This window comes from Myxococcus sp. AB036A, from assembly GCF_006547355.1.
In the GTDB taxonomy this organism is placed as follows: domain Bacteria; phylum Myxococcota; class Myxococcia; order Myxococcales; family Myxococcaceae; genus Myxococcus; species Myxococcus virescens.
Genome location: NZ_VHLC01000096.1, coordinates 20,104 through 34,221, shown reverse-complemented (window position 1 = coordinate 34,221; position 14,118 = coordinate 20,104). Strand labels below are relative to the sequence as shown.

11 protein-coding genes are annotated in these 14,118 nt (G+C 71.0%); 8 read left to right on the top strand and 3 right to left on the bottom strand.

All coding sequences use genetic code 11. The features are described 5' to 3' along the window. Positions 1-43 precede the first annotated feature (43 nt). From FL344_RS30100 to FL344_RS30090, 3 genes are read left to right on the top strand one after another with little or no spacing between them, the layout of a single operon-like run. Positions 44-1,624, top strand: a complete 1,581-nt coding sequence (locus tag FL344_RS30100; protein WP_141620951.1) for an SDR family NAD(P)-dependent oxidoreductase — start codon at positions 44-46, stop codon at positions 1,622-1,624. Positions 1,625-1,643: 19 nt separating this feature from the next. After that, a complete protein-coding gene (locus FL344_RS30095; protein ID WP_194858592.1) occupies positions 1,644-2,135 on the top strand; it encodes a hypothetical protein in 492 nt (163 codons plus the stop codon). 6 nt (positions 2,136-2,141) lie between these two features. Continuing rightward, positions 2,142-2,465, top strand: a complete 324-nt coding sequence (locus tag FL344_RS30090) for a TerB family tellurite resistance protein (RefSeq protein ID WP_090484862.1) — start codon at positions 2,142-2,144, stop codon at positions 2,463-2,465. Positions 2,466-2,480: 15 nt separating this feature from the next. On the opposite strand, the gene FL344_RS30085 is transcribed toward FL344_RS30090, so the two are convergent. The 3 genes from FL344_RS30085 to FL344_RS30075 are packed head-to-tail and all read right to left on the bottom strand — an operon-like array spanning position 2,481 to position 5,764. Then, entirely contained in the window at positions 2,481-3,824 is a 1,344-nt protein-coding gene (locus FL344_RS30085; protein ID WP_141620950.1) for a sigma-54 dependent transcriptional regulator, read from the bottom strand. Next, the gene (locus tag FL344_RS30080) at positions 3,821-5,251 is read right to left on the bottom strand and encodes an ATP-binding protein (protein WP_011551286.1); all 1,431 of its coding nucleotides are present in this window, start codon (positions 5,249-5,251) and stop codon (positions 3,821-3,823) included. The genes FL344_RS30085 and FL344_RS30080 overlap by 4 nt, the downstream gene beginning before the upstream one ends. Before the next feature lie 45 nt (positions 5,252-5,296). Further along, positions 5,297-5,764 carry a hypothetical protein gene (locus FL344_RS30075; RefSeq protein WP_090484867.1) on the bottom strand — a complete coding sequence of 156 codons (468 nt, stop codon included), beginning with the start codon at positions 5,762-5,764 and terminating at the stop codon, positions 5,297-5,299. Between the two features lie 298 nt (positions 5,765-6,062). Here FL344_RS30075 and FL344_RS30070 point away from each other — a divergent pair, with 298 nt between their 5' ends. The 5 genes from FL344_RS30070 to FL344_RS30050 all read left to right on the top strand — a co-directional run bounded on the left by FL344_RS30070 (position 6,063) and on the right by FL344_RS30050 (position 14,065). After that, positions 6,063-6,305, top strand: coding sequence for a hypothetical protein (locus FL344_RS30070; RefSeq protein ID WP_141620949.1), 243 nt, complete (start codon positions 6,063-6,065; stop codon positions 6,303-6,305). Positions 6,306-6,592: 287 nt separating this feature from the next. Then, positions 6,593-7,183: a GAF domain-containing protein gene (locus FL344_RS30065; RefSeq protein WP_141593159.1), complete on the top strand. Its 591-nt coding sequence runs from the start codon at positions 6,593-6,595 to the stop codon at positions 7,181-7,183. A gap of 116 nt (positions 7,184-7,299) precedes the next feature. Further along, entirely contained in the window at positions 7,300-9,138 is a 1,839-nt protein-coding gene (locus FL344_RS30060) for a serine/threonine-protein kinase (RefSeq protein WP_141593160.1), read from the top strand. 85 nt (positions 9,139-9,223) lie between these two features. Beyond that, complete coding sequence (locus tag FL344_RS30055; RefSeq protein ID WP_141620948.1) at positions 9,224-13,003, top strand: tetratricopeptide repeat protein; 3,780 nt, start codon at positions 9,224-9,226, stop codon at positions 13,001-13,003. 117 nt (positions 13,004-13,120) lie between these two features. Next, positions 13,121-14,065 carry a YXWGXW repeat-containing protein gene (locus tag FL344_RS30050; RefSeq protein ID WP_141593162.1) on the top strand — a complete coding sequence of 315 codons (945 nt, stop codon included), beginning with the start codon at positions 13,121-13,123 and terminating at the stop codon, positions 14,063-14,065. The last annotated feature ends 53 nt before the right edge of the window (positions 14,066-14,118 follow it).

Genomic DNA, 14,118 nt, shown 5'->3' with positions numbered 1-14,118 from the left:
CCTCTTTCCACCCGCCCCCTTCGGAAGATATGCAGCGGGGGAGATGAAGCTCGCCGAGACTGCTCCGATCCCTGCTCCCGAAGCGCTGCCCGCTGCCCCCCTGTCCCTGGACGAGGTACGCCGCATCACCCAGATCCTGGAGGCCATCAGCGAGGACCGCTTCCTGTTGGCCGGCCTCCCCGAGGAGGACCGCATCGCCTTCCTGAGCGCCGCGGGCCGCGTGCTGCACCCGGACCGCGACACCAAGTCCCGGATGGCGAAGGCGCTGCGCCGAGACAGGAAGAAGACGAAGCGCGAGCACGACCGCGCCATCCGCGCCACGACGGAGATTCGCACCCTGCGCCGCTCCGCCATCTTCACGGTGCCGGCGCTGCCCCCGCCGCCTCCCTCGGAACCCGGGCCCGAGCGCATCCTCGAGCAGCCCCGCCGCTGCTACGTCTGCAAGGCCGAGTACCGCAAGCTGCACTTCTTCTACGACGCGATGTGCATCGAGTGCGCGGACTACAACTACGCCAAGCGCACCCAGCGCGCCGATCTGAATGGGAAGGTCGCGCTCATCACCGGCGCCCGGGTGAAGATTGGCTTCCAGGCCTCGCTGATGCTGCTGCGCTCCGGCGCGCGCGTCATCGCCACCACGCGCTTCCCCAACGACGCCGCGAAGCGCTACGTCCAGGAGCCGGACTTCGCGGACTGGGCGCACCGGCTGCACATCCACGGGCTCGACCTGCGGCACGCGCCCAGCGTGGAGCTCTTCGCGAAGTACATCGAGCAGACGCACGAGCGCCTGGACATCCTCATCAACAACGCCGCGCAGACGGTGCGCCGGCCGCCGGGCTTCTACGGCCACCTGCTGCCAGGAGAGATGCGCCGCGCGGACGACCTGCCGGCGGCGGCGCGCGCGCTGCTCGCGGGCCATGACGCCTGTGTCGCCACGGTGCAGCCGGCCGCCCTGGGCGCGGGCAACGCGGGCGGCTCGGAGCTGGCCACCACCTGGCGCAGCAGCGACCCGGCGCTGGGCATCCACTCCTCCGCCGCGCTGTCCATGCTGCCCTACAACCTGGAGCAGGAGGGTGACGAGCGCGCCCTCTTCCCGCAGGGCCGGTTGGACGCGGACCTGCAGCAGGTGGACCTGCGGGACGTGAACTCGTGGCGGCTGCGGCTCGCCGAGGTCCAGACGGCGGAGATGCTGGAGGTCCACCTCATCAACGCGGTGGCACCCTTCATCCTCGTCGGGAAGCTGAAGCCGCTGATGCTCAGGGACCGCTCGTCCCCCGGCCACGTGGTGAACGTCTCCGCGATGGAGGGCAGCTTCTCGCGCGGGACGAAGACGGACAAACACCCGCACACCAACATGGCGAAGGCGGCGCTCAACATGATGACGCTGACCTCCGCGCCGGACTACGCCCGCGACAACATCTACATGAACGCCGTGGACACCGGCTGGGTCACCGACGAGGACCCCGCGCAGCACGCGGAGCGCAAGGTGCAGGAGCTGGACTTCCAGCCACCGCTGGACATCGTCGACGGGGCGGCGCGGGTGGTGGACCCCATCATCGCCTCGGAGAACAGCGGCGAGTACGTCTGGGGCAACTTCTTCAAGGACTACCGTCACACCGCGTGGTGACACGCGGACCGGGGGCGTCATGGCAACCCGCAGTCTCCGCTTCGAATCGTACGTGGAGGTCACTCCCGCTGAAGCCTGGGCGTGGGTGACGTCGATGAAGGGCATCTCCACGGAGATGCACCCATACCTGCGGATGACGGCGCCTCCGGGCGTGGCGAGGCTCGAGGACGTGCCCTTCGAGCCTGGCCAACCGCTGTTCCGCAGCAAGCTGCTGCTGGGCGGCGTGCTGCCGGTGGGCTGGTCCGACGTGACGCTGCGCGTGCTGGAGCCGGGACGCCGCTTCGTCGAGGAGTCCCCCATGAGCACGATGCGTCAGTGGCGGCACGAGCGCAGCATCATCGAGGCGCACGCCGGCGTCGACATCATCGACCAGCTCGACTTCGAGCCCCGCTTCGGCGGCCGACTGGCGGAGGCCTTCATCCGGCGCCTCTTCGAGCACCGCCATTCGGTGCTCCGCCGCGCGCTGACACCGTCAATAGGTGGACGGGCGTCCCAGGAAAAGCCAGCCTAGCGGGACATGAGCCCCGAACAGTTCCACGTCGAAGTCCTCAAGCTGCTGCTCCAGGTCGCCACCGTCGATGGCCGCGTCGCTCACTCCGAGATTCGGCACATCCTGGACACCGCGCGAGGCATGAGCGTGCCCCTGCAGGAGCTGGCCGCGCTGACGCGCTGTCTGCAGAACAACGAGCCCCTGCCTCCGCCGAACATGGGCATCCTGCGCACCAACCCCTCCGCCGTCATCCAGGAGGCGAAGGCGCTCATCGCCAGCGACGGCAGCGTGCACGCGGCCGAAATCGAGCTGCTGCGGCAGATTCGGGAGCTGCTCGGCGTCAGCAACTGACGTCCGCCGCGCGCGCTACGACTCGGCCTCCGGGGCCTCCAGCAGCTTGTAGAGCGTCTTGCGGTCCACATCGAGCAGGCGCGCCGCCTCGCTCTTGTTGCCGCCCACGTGCTGGAGCACCTGCGCGGCGTAGCGGCGGGACAGCTCGGCCAGACTCGGCATGTCACCCGCCAGGCCCGCCATCTTCGGGGTGGACGCATCCCCGATGGGCTCCGGGAAGTCCTGGGGCCCCAGGACGCCCGTCACGTTGAGCGCCAGCGCCCGCGCCACCACGTTCTCCAACTGCCGCACGTTGCCCGGCCAGTCGTAGGCCGCCAGGCGCGCGTTCGCCTCCTGCGTCACCACCGGCCGCACGCCGCCGCGCGCATGTCGCCCGGCGAAGTGCTCCACCAGCGCGGGGATGTCCTCGCTCCGCTCCCGCAGCGGCGGCAGGTGCAGGTGCACCACGTCCAGGCGGTACAGCAGGTCCTCACGGAAGAGGCCTTCCGCCACCCGGGCCTTGAGGTCCTTGTTCGTCGCCGCCACCACGCGCACGTCCACCTTGACGGGGACGCTCTCACCCACGCGGCGGATTTCGCCCTCCTGCAACACGCGCAGGAGCTGCGACTGCACCTTCATCCCGACGTCGCCAATCTCATCCAGGAAGAGCGTGCCGCCGCTGGCCTCCTCGAAGACGCCTCGCCGCGCGCCGGACGCGCCGGTGAAGCTGCCCTTCGCGTGGCCGAACAGCTCGCTCTCCATCAGCGATTCGGTAATCGCGCCGCAGTCCACGGGGATGAAGGGCCCGTTCATGCGCGGCGAGCGCTTGTGCAGCGCGCGCGCCACCATCTCCTTCCCCGTGCCCGTCTCGCCCGTAATCAGCACGGGCACGTTGCTGGCCGCCGCGCGCGCCACGTGCTTGTACACCTCCAGCAGCGCCGGGCTGCGGCCCACCAGCATCAGCGAACCACGCTCCACCTGCTGACGCAGCGAGCGGTTCTCCTCCACCAGCCGCTTCTGCTCCAGCGCCCGGCGCGCCACGCGCAGAATCGCGTCCACGTCGAAGGGCTTCGCCAGGTAGTCGAAGGCGCCCTGCTGGATGCTGTCCAGCGCGCCCTCGATGTTGCCGAAGGCCGTCACCACCACCACGGGCGTGTCCGGCAGGTGCGCCTTCACCTCATGGAGCACCTTCAGCCCGTCGCCCGGCTCGGGCATGGCCATGTCCGTGAGGACCAGGTCAAAGGCGCCCTCCGCGATGCGCTCGGTGGCGCGACGCGGGTCCGGAGCCTGCGTCACCGCCCCCAGCGGCCCCAGCAAGCGCTGGAGCAAATCGCGGGCCTGCGGGTCATCATCCACGACGAGGATGCGGGCTGAGCTCATGTACCGACCTTGCGCATTCCGGCGGAAGCAGTCGTTGTCTGAGAACCGCTGGTGCCCGCCGCCGGGCGCACCACGCGGGGGAAGCGCACCACCACGTGCGTTCCCTTTCCTTCTTCCGAGCGCACCACCAGCGTGCCGCCGTGCGCCTCCACCACGCGCTTGGTGGTGACCAGCCCCAGTCCGTGGCCCGGCAGCCCGCGCACCTCCGGCGCGCGGAAGAAGGGCTGGAACAGCGAGGCCTGGGTGCCCGGCGCCATGCCGATGCCGTTGTCCACGACCTCCAGCACGGCCATGCCGTCCTCGGTGGCCACGCGCACCTTCACCCGGGGGTCGGGCCGGCCCGCCGAGTACTTCACCGCGTTGGTGAGCAGGTTGCGCGCGCTCACCTGCAACAACTGCCCGGGGCAGTCCACCGCCACGCCGGGCTCCAGCTCCCGCTCCAGCGCCACGCCCTGCGCCGCCGCCGTCTGCGCCACCTCCAGCAACACGGTGGTGACGGCCGTGTCCAGCTCACCCACCGTACTCTCGCCGCGCGTACCAGCGCGGCAGAAGCGCAGCAGCGCCTCGATGAGCTCGCCCATGCGAACAGCGCTGGACTCACACTGCGCCAGCATCTCCAGCGCGCCCGCGTCGTTCACCGCGCCGGTGCGGCGGATGAGCGTCAGGTAGCCCTTGAGCGGCGCCAGCGGGGAGATGAGGTCGTGCGCCACGCGCCGCGTGAAGGCATCCAGCTCCTGGTTGTGCCGGCCCAGCTCCTCCAACTGGCCCTGGATGATGGCCTCCTGGCGCTTGAGCAGCGAGGTGACGCGCCAGCCCACCAGCGACGACAGGAGGATGGCCAGCAGCGTGGCACCCGCGCCCAGGGCGGTGTTGCGCACGCGCAGGTCCTCCAACCGGTTCACCAGCCTGCGTGCCTCGGCCGCGTTCTCCTCCTCCAGCGCGCCGCCCAGCGCGTCCAGCTCCGCCGCCAACGGGCGAATGCGCTCGGCCAGGTGGCGCCGGGCCCGCTCCGCCTCGCGGCGCTGCGAGAAGATGGCCGCCGCGCGCACCTGGTCCGCCAGCCCCTGGCAGGCGGCGTTGAAGCGGTACCACAGCGCCTTCTCGCCCTGCGGGAGGTTGCGGGTGTACGCCTCCGACGAGGCGCGGATGTCCGCGAGAATCTGCTCCATCACCGCGTCCGCGGCGCGGCGCTCGGCGTCACCCGTGGCGCGGACATGCGCCTCGATGGCGGCCTCCAGCGACAGCGCGTCCACGCGGATGCGGCCAATGGAGCCGGCCCGCTCCAGCGCCTCCTGCACCAACCCGTCCACCTGGCTGCCCGTGCGGACCTCCGTCCACAACGTGAAAGCGGTGACGGCGGACAGCAGGACGACCACGAAGAAGAAGCCGGCCCGGTAGCCGCGGATGGGGATGCGGGAGCTCGCCACGCCGTTCCTCTATCACGGGGCCGGCGCCGCGCGTCCGGCGGGACGTCAGGGCACCGTCGGGGCAACGTTTCCGGCCGCCGGGGGGGCAGCCGGCTGGGGCGGATTGTTCAACCGCCGCCGTGCACGCTCCAGCGCGGACTCGTACCAGACGTCCGACAGCTCCTCGTGCATCTCCTTCAGCTCCTTCAGCTCGTTGACCTCGCGCTCCAGCGCCAGCAGCTGGGTGTTGTGCTCCTCCAGCGCGTGCCGGTCCGCCTCGGTGCGCACCAACTCTTCCAGCAGCGCCGCGCGCGCCTGCTCCGCTTCCGCGCGCTCCAGCCGCACCTGCTCCAGCGCGGACTCCAGCTGGGCCATGCGCAGCGCGAACGCCTCGGCCCGCTCCCGCTCCGCCTCGTACTCGCGACGCCACCGGTCCGCCTCGAGGACCTGGGCCTCCAGTCGCTCGAGCGGAATACCCGTCGCGCAACCCGTACCCAGGACGGCCAACGCTGTCGCGAAACAGAGGAACCGCATGGACCATCTCTCCCACACCATGACCACGCGACATGCGCGGCGAAGGTGCTGGGCCGACACCCTGCAACCAGATGACGCGTGCAGCTTGCTCAAGTGCTCCGTCATCGTCAAAGCAGCAACTGCCCGCCTGGGGAGCCTGCCCCCATTGTCGGAGCTCCAACTGCGGAGTTTCTCCCCACGGACATCCCCGCAAGACACCTGCTCTCCCTCTGACAAGGCTCCTGGCACGCCGCCTGCTCAAGCCCTCGCTCGCTGGGACGGCGCAATCTCGCGTCGTCGTTCGTCAACGGAGCTTTTCATGAAGACCGTGTTCGCCGCCGCCCTCCTCGCCGCCGCCACCGCGTTCGCCAACACCCCGGCTCCCGCCGAGCCCGCTGCCGGCGCCAAGCCCGCCGCCGCCGAAGCCAAGCCCGAGACCGCCGAGGCGCCCCAGGCCGAAGAGGCGAAGGCCGAGGCGGCCCCCGAGGCCAAGCCCACCAAGAAGGCCACGAAGCCGGCGAAGAAGGCCGCCAAGGCCACCTCCGCCTCCGAAGCAAACTAATCAAGATTTACGGCTTTACGACCAGTGCGGCGGGGGTACCTCTTCCAAGGGAGGTACCCCCGTTGCCTTTGCGGGTCCATAAAAACCCGTCTTACATCGATTTCTGAGATACCCTCTCGAAACGCCTATCGAGGTCCGAGAAAACCCATCCGGGTCAGGACTTTCGCGCACCCGTCAATCCGTCCAGTGAACGTGAGATTTGACAGAAACAGAAGAAACCTGCTTAATATGACTTCAGAGAATCACTGACTGTCCCGGATAGGGGCGGAACTCAAACGAGCGCACCAATGATCGAAGCCTTCTCGAAGGTGTCGGAAGCCTCGAAGCTGCTGCTGGAGAAGGGCCTGGGCCCGAGCACCGGCATGGAGGCGCTGAGCATGGTGGGCCACGCGCTGGGCGTGGACCGCGCGTACATCCTGGAGAACCGCGTGCAGGGCACGTACGGCCGGTTCATCACGGACATGCGCCACGCCTGGGCGGAGCCGCCCACGCCGTCGCCGCTGGCCAACCCGGTGATGCGGGCCTTCTCCTTCCGCGAGTTCGCGCCGGGCTGGGTGGACATGCTGGAGGCCGGCATGGTGGTGGCGTGCCCCACCCGTGACGCGCCCCCGACGATGAAGGACTTGTTGGAGCGCCAGGGAACGCAGTCCATCCTCCTGTGCCCCATCAACCCCTCCCGGCAGCAGTGGTGGGGCATGGTGGCCTTCGAGGACTGCCGCCGTCCCCGCGCCTGGAAGCCGGAGGAAGTGACGCTGCTCAAGTCCCTGGCGCGCGCGGTGGCGGCGTCCGTCCGACATGGGCAGATGCGCTCCTCCCTGGACCAGGTCCGGAACAGCCTGCGCCAGGCGGTCAGCCGCACCCCAGTGTCCAGCCCCTGAACGGCAGGCGGGCGGGGCGCCTGGCGGCTTGCCGGGGGGCAATGCTGACCCGTGCATGAGCGGACATTTCCAACGCCGGGTTTCTGCTACCCTGGCCGCCCCCTTCGCTCACCGCCATGTCCTCAATCGACCCCACCGCGATCAGCCGTCCGCGCTCGCCGGACATCATCAGCGGCTACCACCTCGACAAGCTTGTCGGCAGCGGAGGCATGGGGGAGGTCCACAAGGCCACCCAGCTCTCGCTAGGCCGCACGGTGGCGGTGAAGCTCCTCAATCCCGAGCTGGCGAAGGACCCGTCCTTCATCGCGCGCTTCCAGAAGGAAGCCGCCGCGCTCGCGGCCCTGAGCCATCCCCACATCGTCTCCATCGTCGACAAAGGGAAGACGGACACCACCTACTACCTGGTGATGGAGTTCGTGGACGGCCCGTCGCTGCGGGAGCTGATTCGCGAGCCGCAGCTGGACGTCATGGGCGCCCTGCGGCGCATGCTGCAGATTTGCCGCGCCATCGAGTACGCGCACGGCCGCGGCGTCATCCACCGGGACCTGAAGCCGGAGAACATCCTGCTGGACCAGCAGGCCGGCGGCATCGCCAAGGTGTCGGACTTCGGGCTCGCGTCCTTCCTGGAGGATGCCAGCCCCTCCTCCCGCTACGCGCTCACGTCCACGCACGTGTCCATGGGCACGCTGTCGTACATGGCGCCCGAGCAGCGCGTGGACGCGAAGAGCGCGGACGCGCGCGCGGACATCTTCTCGCTGGGCGTCATCCTCTACGAGTGGCTCACGGGAGAGGTGCCGCTGGGCACGTTCGACCCGCCGTCGCGGCGCAAGCCGGGGCTGGACTCGCGGCTGGACGCCATCGTCACGCGGTGCCTCAAGCCGGACCCGGAGGACCGCTACCCCTCCGTCACCACGCTCATCGCGGACCTGGAGCTGCTCGTCCCGGGCAGCCTGCCGTCCCTGGCGCCGGTGAAGCTGACGCACCTCCAGCGCGTCCGCCAGGGCGTGCGCAAGGTGGTGCGCATGGCCCTGCAGGCCGCGGCCGTGCTGGTGGTGGTGGCGGCGCTGGCCGTGCTGGGCCGGGAGTGGCTGCGCAGCGGGGAGAAGCCCGTGCAGCCGCAGCCCGGCGCCGCGCTGAACGCGGACCTGGGCCCGCCATCGCCCCGGACCATGCCCGGCCGGCTGGAGACAGGCTCCGAGAAGCGCACGGTGTCGGTGGGTCACGGCCCGGACGCGCCGTCGCTCCTGGTCGCCGGACGGCCGGTGGAGGCGGAGGAGAAGGCCATCATCTTCCCGCCCGTGGAGGAGCGCTCGCAGTCGCGCGTGGGCCGTGCCCGCGTGGACGTGGTGGGGCTGGACGGCGACATCGCCGTGCTCAGCGCCCGCGTGCGTGCGGACGCGCCGCCGGACACCTGGAAGCGCCGCGCCTACGTCATGCTCTACGGGCCGTCGCTGCAGGCCCCCGCGGCCGCGCTGCTGCTACAGGGCAGCACGGGCCGCTACGTGGCGCTCATCCATGACGGCGCGGGCGCGCCGCTGCGGCTCGAATGGGCCCTGGGCGAGCGCCGCGGCACCATGCTGGGCCTGGCGTCGCCGGAGGGCGAGGCCGCGCTGGAGCTAAGGGTGGACGCGGACGGCGTCATGCAGGGCTACGTCGGCAAGGGCAAGGACCAGCGGGCCATTGGCGAGCCGCTCAACCTGGGTCCGGGCTGGATGGAGCACTTCGGGGACGCGCCCGTGCCCGCCTTCGGCTGCATCGAAGGCACCTGCCGCGCGGAGGGCTTCCTCTACACCGTGCGGCGCGCGCCGCCTCCGGGGACGACGGCGCCCGTGCCCGACGTGCCGGTGGCGAAGGCCGTGGTCGCCGCGGTGCCCGCCAAGCGGCCTGCTCCGCCGCCTCCGCCGAAGAAGCAGCCCGCCAAGGCCCCCGTGAAGAGCCCTCCCAAGCGACGGTAGAGCGTCCGGCAGCACGCGCCCCGGACACAGCAGCGCAGGGGAATATGGCCACGGCCGAGGGATTGCACTATCCCTGGCTCCTCCTATGCGCACCATTCGACTCGGCTTCGCCGCGCTCGCACTCGTCACGGCCCTCACGGGCTGCCACCGTTCCACTTCCACGGCGACACCGCGCGTCCTCGAAACCGCCGCGGAGCAGGTGCAGAAGGGCACCCAACAGGCCCGCACGCTCGCGTTCGCGGGCTTCCATGCCCTGCTCGTCGCGGGTGACGCCTCGCTGGCGCAACAGCGCTTCGATGACGCCATTGCCCGCGACGCGGGAGATGTCTACGCGCTGGCCGGTCAGTCGCTGATGGCACGCCGCGCGGGCCGTCCCGACCGCGCCCTGACGGCGTCACTGGAGCTGGTGGCGCGCGCGCCCACGCACCCGCTGGCGGCCGTCGCGGCGCGCCACGTGTTGGACTCGGTGGGCACGTCGCGGGCGCTGGATGACGACATCCTCCTCGGCGTGGAGCGAGCGCTGGCGGCGGGCGCGACGGGCGAGGCCGCCTATCTGATGCGCGGCGCGCGGATGTCGGTGGCCGTGGTGCGCGGGGACGCGGAGGCCCGCGACGCGGCGATGCAGCAACTGGGCGGGGTGAGCGAAGTCTCGCTGGTGGGGCCCTTCTCGCCCTTCCACGTACTGGCCTGGGACGAGCGCACGCCCGTGAGCCAGAATGGCTCGCTGGCGGGCCCCCTCACCGGCGCCTTCGGTCCGCTGCCGGTGCGCACGGTGCGCGCCCCCGACGGGCGGATGGACCTGACGGGCGAGCCCGGCCAGGGCGACCTCTACGTCCAGGCCTTCGACGCGGACGTGACGGAGCCGGGCCTCTATGTGGCTCGCACCGTGAGCGGCACCTCGCATCAGGTGCTGATGGACGGAGCTCCGCTGATGGAGCGCCGGGCCTGGGAGCGCGCCACCTCCACCGTCACCGCGCGCGCCGTGCAGCTGCCCGCGGGCAAGCACCGCTTCGTCGTGCGTCAGATCAAGGGCGGCACCTCCGGCCTGCTCACCTTCGCCCTGCTGCGCGTGGACGGGCGCCCGTCCGGCGTGCGCTTCAGCGCGGCCACCGGCGCGGCGCCGCAGACCTGGGGCAGCAAGGTCGAGTTCTCCGACGAGACGCCCGGCGTGTTCCCCACCACGGAGGGATTGAAGACGGCCCTGCACGAGGAGGCCGGTGAGCTGCTGGCCGTCGTGCTGGCCGTGCGGGACGGTCTGCAGCGGGACGCGGACGGCGCGCGGCGGCTGATGGCCTCGGTGGACGCCAACACCCCGGCCCTGCTGTGGCTGCGCGCGGAAGTCGCCTCCGCGGACCGCACCGTGCCGTCCAAGGTGGCGCGCGGCCGGGCCACGCGTGACCTGGAGTCGGTGCTGGCCAAGGACCCGGGCAACGTGGCGGCGCTGCTGCTGCGCGCGGAGCTCTTCCTCGACGAGGGCCAGCCCACCTCCGCCATGGACATGCTGAAGACGGCGTCCGAGGTGGCCCAGCCCGCCGGCCACCCGGTGTTCATGCTGCGCGCCCGCGCCGCGCTGGCGCTGGAAGTGGAAGCCCTGGCGGAGGAGTCACTCACCGCGGCGCTGGAGGCCCAGCCCGGCCTGTGCGAGGCGCTGACGCTCCAGTACAGCCTGGCCCGCCGCCGTGACGCGGCGGAGCGGAGCGACACCCTGGCGGCGTCCCTGAATGGCTGCCCGGGGACGGCGGTGCGCCAGGCCGAACACGCGCGCACGCGCGGCGACATGGAGACGGCGACGAAGCTGTACAGCGAGCTCCAGTCCCGCGACCCCAGCAGCATCAGCCTGGCCAACACGCTGGCCAACCTCTACGTGTCCAAGCGCCGCTTCGACGACGCCACCGCGGTGCTCCAGAAGCTGGCGGCCGTGTGGCCTCGCAACGCGGAGCTGGTGAAGCGCATGGCGGACGTGCGCGAGTACGCGGGCCAGCCGGCCGAGGCGCTCAAGCTGCGCGAGAAGGCGCTGGCGATGGCGGGCGACGACCTCACGCTGCGCCGCACGGAGGAGCGCGCGAAGACGGGCCGCGAGCTGCTGCAGGCGTACGCCGTGGACGGACGCGAGGCCATCCGCGCCTACGAGGCGGAGCCCGTCAGCGGCGGCAGCGCGGCGGCCTTCGTGCTGGATGCTGCGGCGGTGCGCGTGTACCCCGACGGCAGCATCGTCAACCGCATCCACACGGTGCAGAAGGCGCTGGAGCAGTCGGGCGTGCAGGAGATCGCCGAGGTGAACGTGCCGCGCGGCGCGCAGGTGCTGGCGCTGCGCACGCTGAAGGCGGACGGCCGGGTGCTGGAGCCGGAGAACATCGAAGGCAAGGACACGGTGAGCCTGCCCGGCGTGGCCGTGGGTGACTACGTGGAGGTGGAGTACCTGCTCGCGGAGCCTCCGCGCGGCCCCGCGCAGCCGGGCTTCACGGCGTCCGCCTTCTACTTCCAGATTGCGAACCAGCCCAACGCCTGGGTGACGTACACGGTGGTGGCGCCCAAGGGCGTGGGCATGAAGGTGGACGCGCACGGGATGAAGGTGCCGGAGCCCAAGGTGGACGGCAACCTGGAGGTGTTCCACTTCGAGACGCGCCGCGTGCCGCCGTTCATCCCCGAGCCGGACGCGCCGCCCTCCGCCAACGAGTACCTGCCCTTCGTCATCGTGGGCGCGGGCGACACGGGCAACGAGAGCCTGGTGAAGCTCTACGGCGATGCCTTCCAGGAGCGCTGGCTGCGCACGGCGGAAGTGGACGCCTTCGCGCGCAAGGCGGCGGAGGGCAAGTCCGGCCTGGACGCGGTGAAGGCCTTGCACGCGGCGGTGATGCAGCGCTTCTCCGGCCGGGACGCGAGCCTGAGCCAGACGGCGGCGTCCACGGTGGCCCAGGACCGGGGCAGCCGGCTGACGGTGATGAAGGCCGGCCTGAACGCGCTGGGCATCCCCTCGCGGGTGGTGGCGGTGCGGACCTTCAACACCGACCCGTCGGCCTACACCTTCCCCCAGGACGCGCTGCTGCCGTACGCGGCGCTGCGCGTGGAGGTGCCCGGCACCGAGCCGGTGTGGGTGGACACGTCCGTACGCTACGGCCCCTTCGGCGAGCTGCCGGAGCTGGCCATGGGCGGGCGGGAGGCGTGGCTGCTGCCCGAGCCCGGCCTCCCGTTGCAGAAGGTGCAGACGCCGCCCCTGAAGGAAACCCCCGGCAAGGAAGTGAAGCTGGCGCTGAAGCTCGCCGAGGATGGAACGCTCAGCGGGCAGGGCGAGGAGACGTACTCCGGCTTCGAGGCGGCGCAGATTGCCGAGGCCTTCAACCAACTGTCGGCGGAGAGCCGCAACCAGGCGCTGCAGGGCGCGGTGGCGCGGTACTTCGGCGGTGCGTCGCTGTCGAGCGTGAAATTGGAGAACCAGGAGCAGGTGGGCGCGCCCTTCGTGCTGCGCTACGAGTTCACCGTGCCGCGCTTCGGGCGGATGGAGGGTGGCCAGCGGATGGCGCTGGGGCCCCTCACCTTCCCCGCGCAATTGGGCCGGCGGTTCGTGCAACTGAGCACGCGCCGCACCCCGCTCTACATCGACACCACCGAGGCCAGCCGCACGCAGGTGACGCTGTCCATGCCCAAGGGATGGAAGCTCGCCGACCCCCAGGCCTCGTTGGAGGCGAACAACGCCTTCGGCCGTTTCACCCGGTCCGAGAAGCAGGACGGCGCGACGCTCAGCGTCACCGAGTCGCTGCGCGTGCCGCGCAACCGCGTCATGCCCGGCCAGTACGAGCTGTTCTCCGGGTTCACTGGCGACGTGGACCTCATCCAGACGCGGGAGCTGGTCCTGGTGAAGCCCTAGCCGGGGGGATGAATAAAGCCGGACGGCACCGCGTCTTTTTCTACACCGGCCCCGCACTGAGGAGCTCTCAGGGGGGCCGGTGGCAGAATCTGTCTGGTAACCCACGGAGATGACGCGATGACTCCTCGATGGTGGGCTTGTCTGGTGACCTTGCTGGCGGCGCCCATGGTTCACGCGCAGACCGCGCCGGTCCCCGCGTCAGAGCCTGGATATTCCGAATACGCGTACGACGACACGGAGTTCGAGGACGAGGACACGGCGCCCATGGCGCCCTACGCCCCGCCCCAGCTCCCCGCCGAGAATCCCTCCGGCCGGCCCTTCGCGGGCGCCGTCTGGGCCTCCGGCCACTGGTACTGGGACGGCAACGAGTGGCGCTTCAACGCCGGTACCTGGCTGGCGCCCATGGACGGCTACCGGTTCATCAACGGCTACTGGGAGCCGGACGGCCGGATGTGGCGGTGGGTGTCCGGCGGCTGGGCCCGGCATGACTCCCCGGTGGTGGAGATTCCCATCGCCGTGGCGAGCGAGGAGCTGTCCACGCAGCAGGCGCCTCCGCCGCTCCGCGTGGAGCACGCGCCGCCGCCGCCAGCCCCCTCCTACGTCTGGACGCCCGGCTACTGGTACTGGGCCGGCGCCAACTATGTGTGGGTGGACGGCATGTGGGCCGCCCCGCCCCGTCCTGGGCTCGTCTACGTGTCGTCCCGGTGGATGCGCCGCGGGCCCTCCTGGTACTTCTCCGCTGGCGGCTGGGCCACCCGAGGCTCGGTGCGTGTCACGGTGCCCGTCTACCGCCACGCGCACATCACCGTGGCGCGCCGGCACCCGCACTACTTCACGCACTCCTGGCGCCGCTACCCGGCGGTGCGCCACCACGTCTACCACCCCGGGAACCACTACCGGCGTGGCCCCGGCCCGGTGCGTCAGCACTACCGTGGCAACAACGGCAATCGCTGGGGCAATGGCAACTACCACCGGGCGTCGCCCGGCGGGGGCGGGGGCCATCACCGCCGAGATGGAGGACATCACCGCCGCGATGGGGGACATCGCGGCGGCCGGGACTGACGCCTCACGGCGCGCTCAGGGAGGCAACCCCACCCCGAGCGCGTCCCGGATGG

Bases quoted from the DNA above. Each gene is read 5' to 3' on its own strand.
- FL344_RS30100 (WP_141620951.1), top strand. From the start codon at position 44: ATGAAGCTCGCCGAGACTGCTCCGATCCCTGCTCCCGAAGCGCTGCCC.
- FL344_RS30095 (WP_194858592.1), top strand. From the start codon at position 1,644: ATGGCAACCCGCAGTCTCCGCTTCGAATCGTACGTGGAGGTCACTCCC.
- FL344_RS30090 (WP_090484862.1), top strand. From the start codon at position 2,142: ATGAGCCCCGAACAGTTCCACGTCGAAGTCCTCAAGCTGCTGCTCCAG.
- FL344_RS30085 (WP_141620950.1), bottom strand. From the start codon at position 3,824: ATGAGCTCAGCCCGCATCCTCGTCGTGGATGATGACCCGCAGGCCCGC.
- FL344_RS30075 (WP_090484867.1), bottom strand. From the start codon at position 5,764: ATGCGGTTCCTCTGTTTCGCGACAGCGTTGGCCGTCCTGGGTACGGGT.
- FL344_RS30070 (WP_141620949.1), top strand. From the start codon at position 6,063: ATGAAGACCGTGTTCGCCGCCGCCCTCCTCGCCGCCGCCACCGCGTTC.
- FL344_RS30065 (WP_141593159.1), top strand. From the start codon at position 6,593: ATGATCGAAGCCTTCTCGAAGGTGTCGGAAGCCTCGAAGCTGCTGCTG.
- FL344_RS30060 (WP_141593160.1), top strand. From the start codon at position 7,300: ATGTCCTCAATCGACCCCACCGCGATCAGCCGTCCGCGCTCGCCGGAC.
- FL344_RS30055 (WP_141620948.1), top strand. From the start codon at position 9,224: ATGCGCACCATTCGACTCGGCTTCGCCGCGCTCGCACTCGTCACGGCC.
- FL344_RS30050 (WP_141593162.1), top strand. From the start codon at position 13,121: ATGACTCCTCGATGGTGGGCTTGTCTGGTGACCTTGCTGGCGGCGCCC.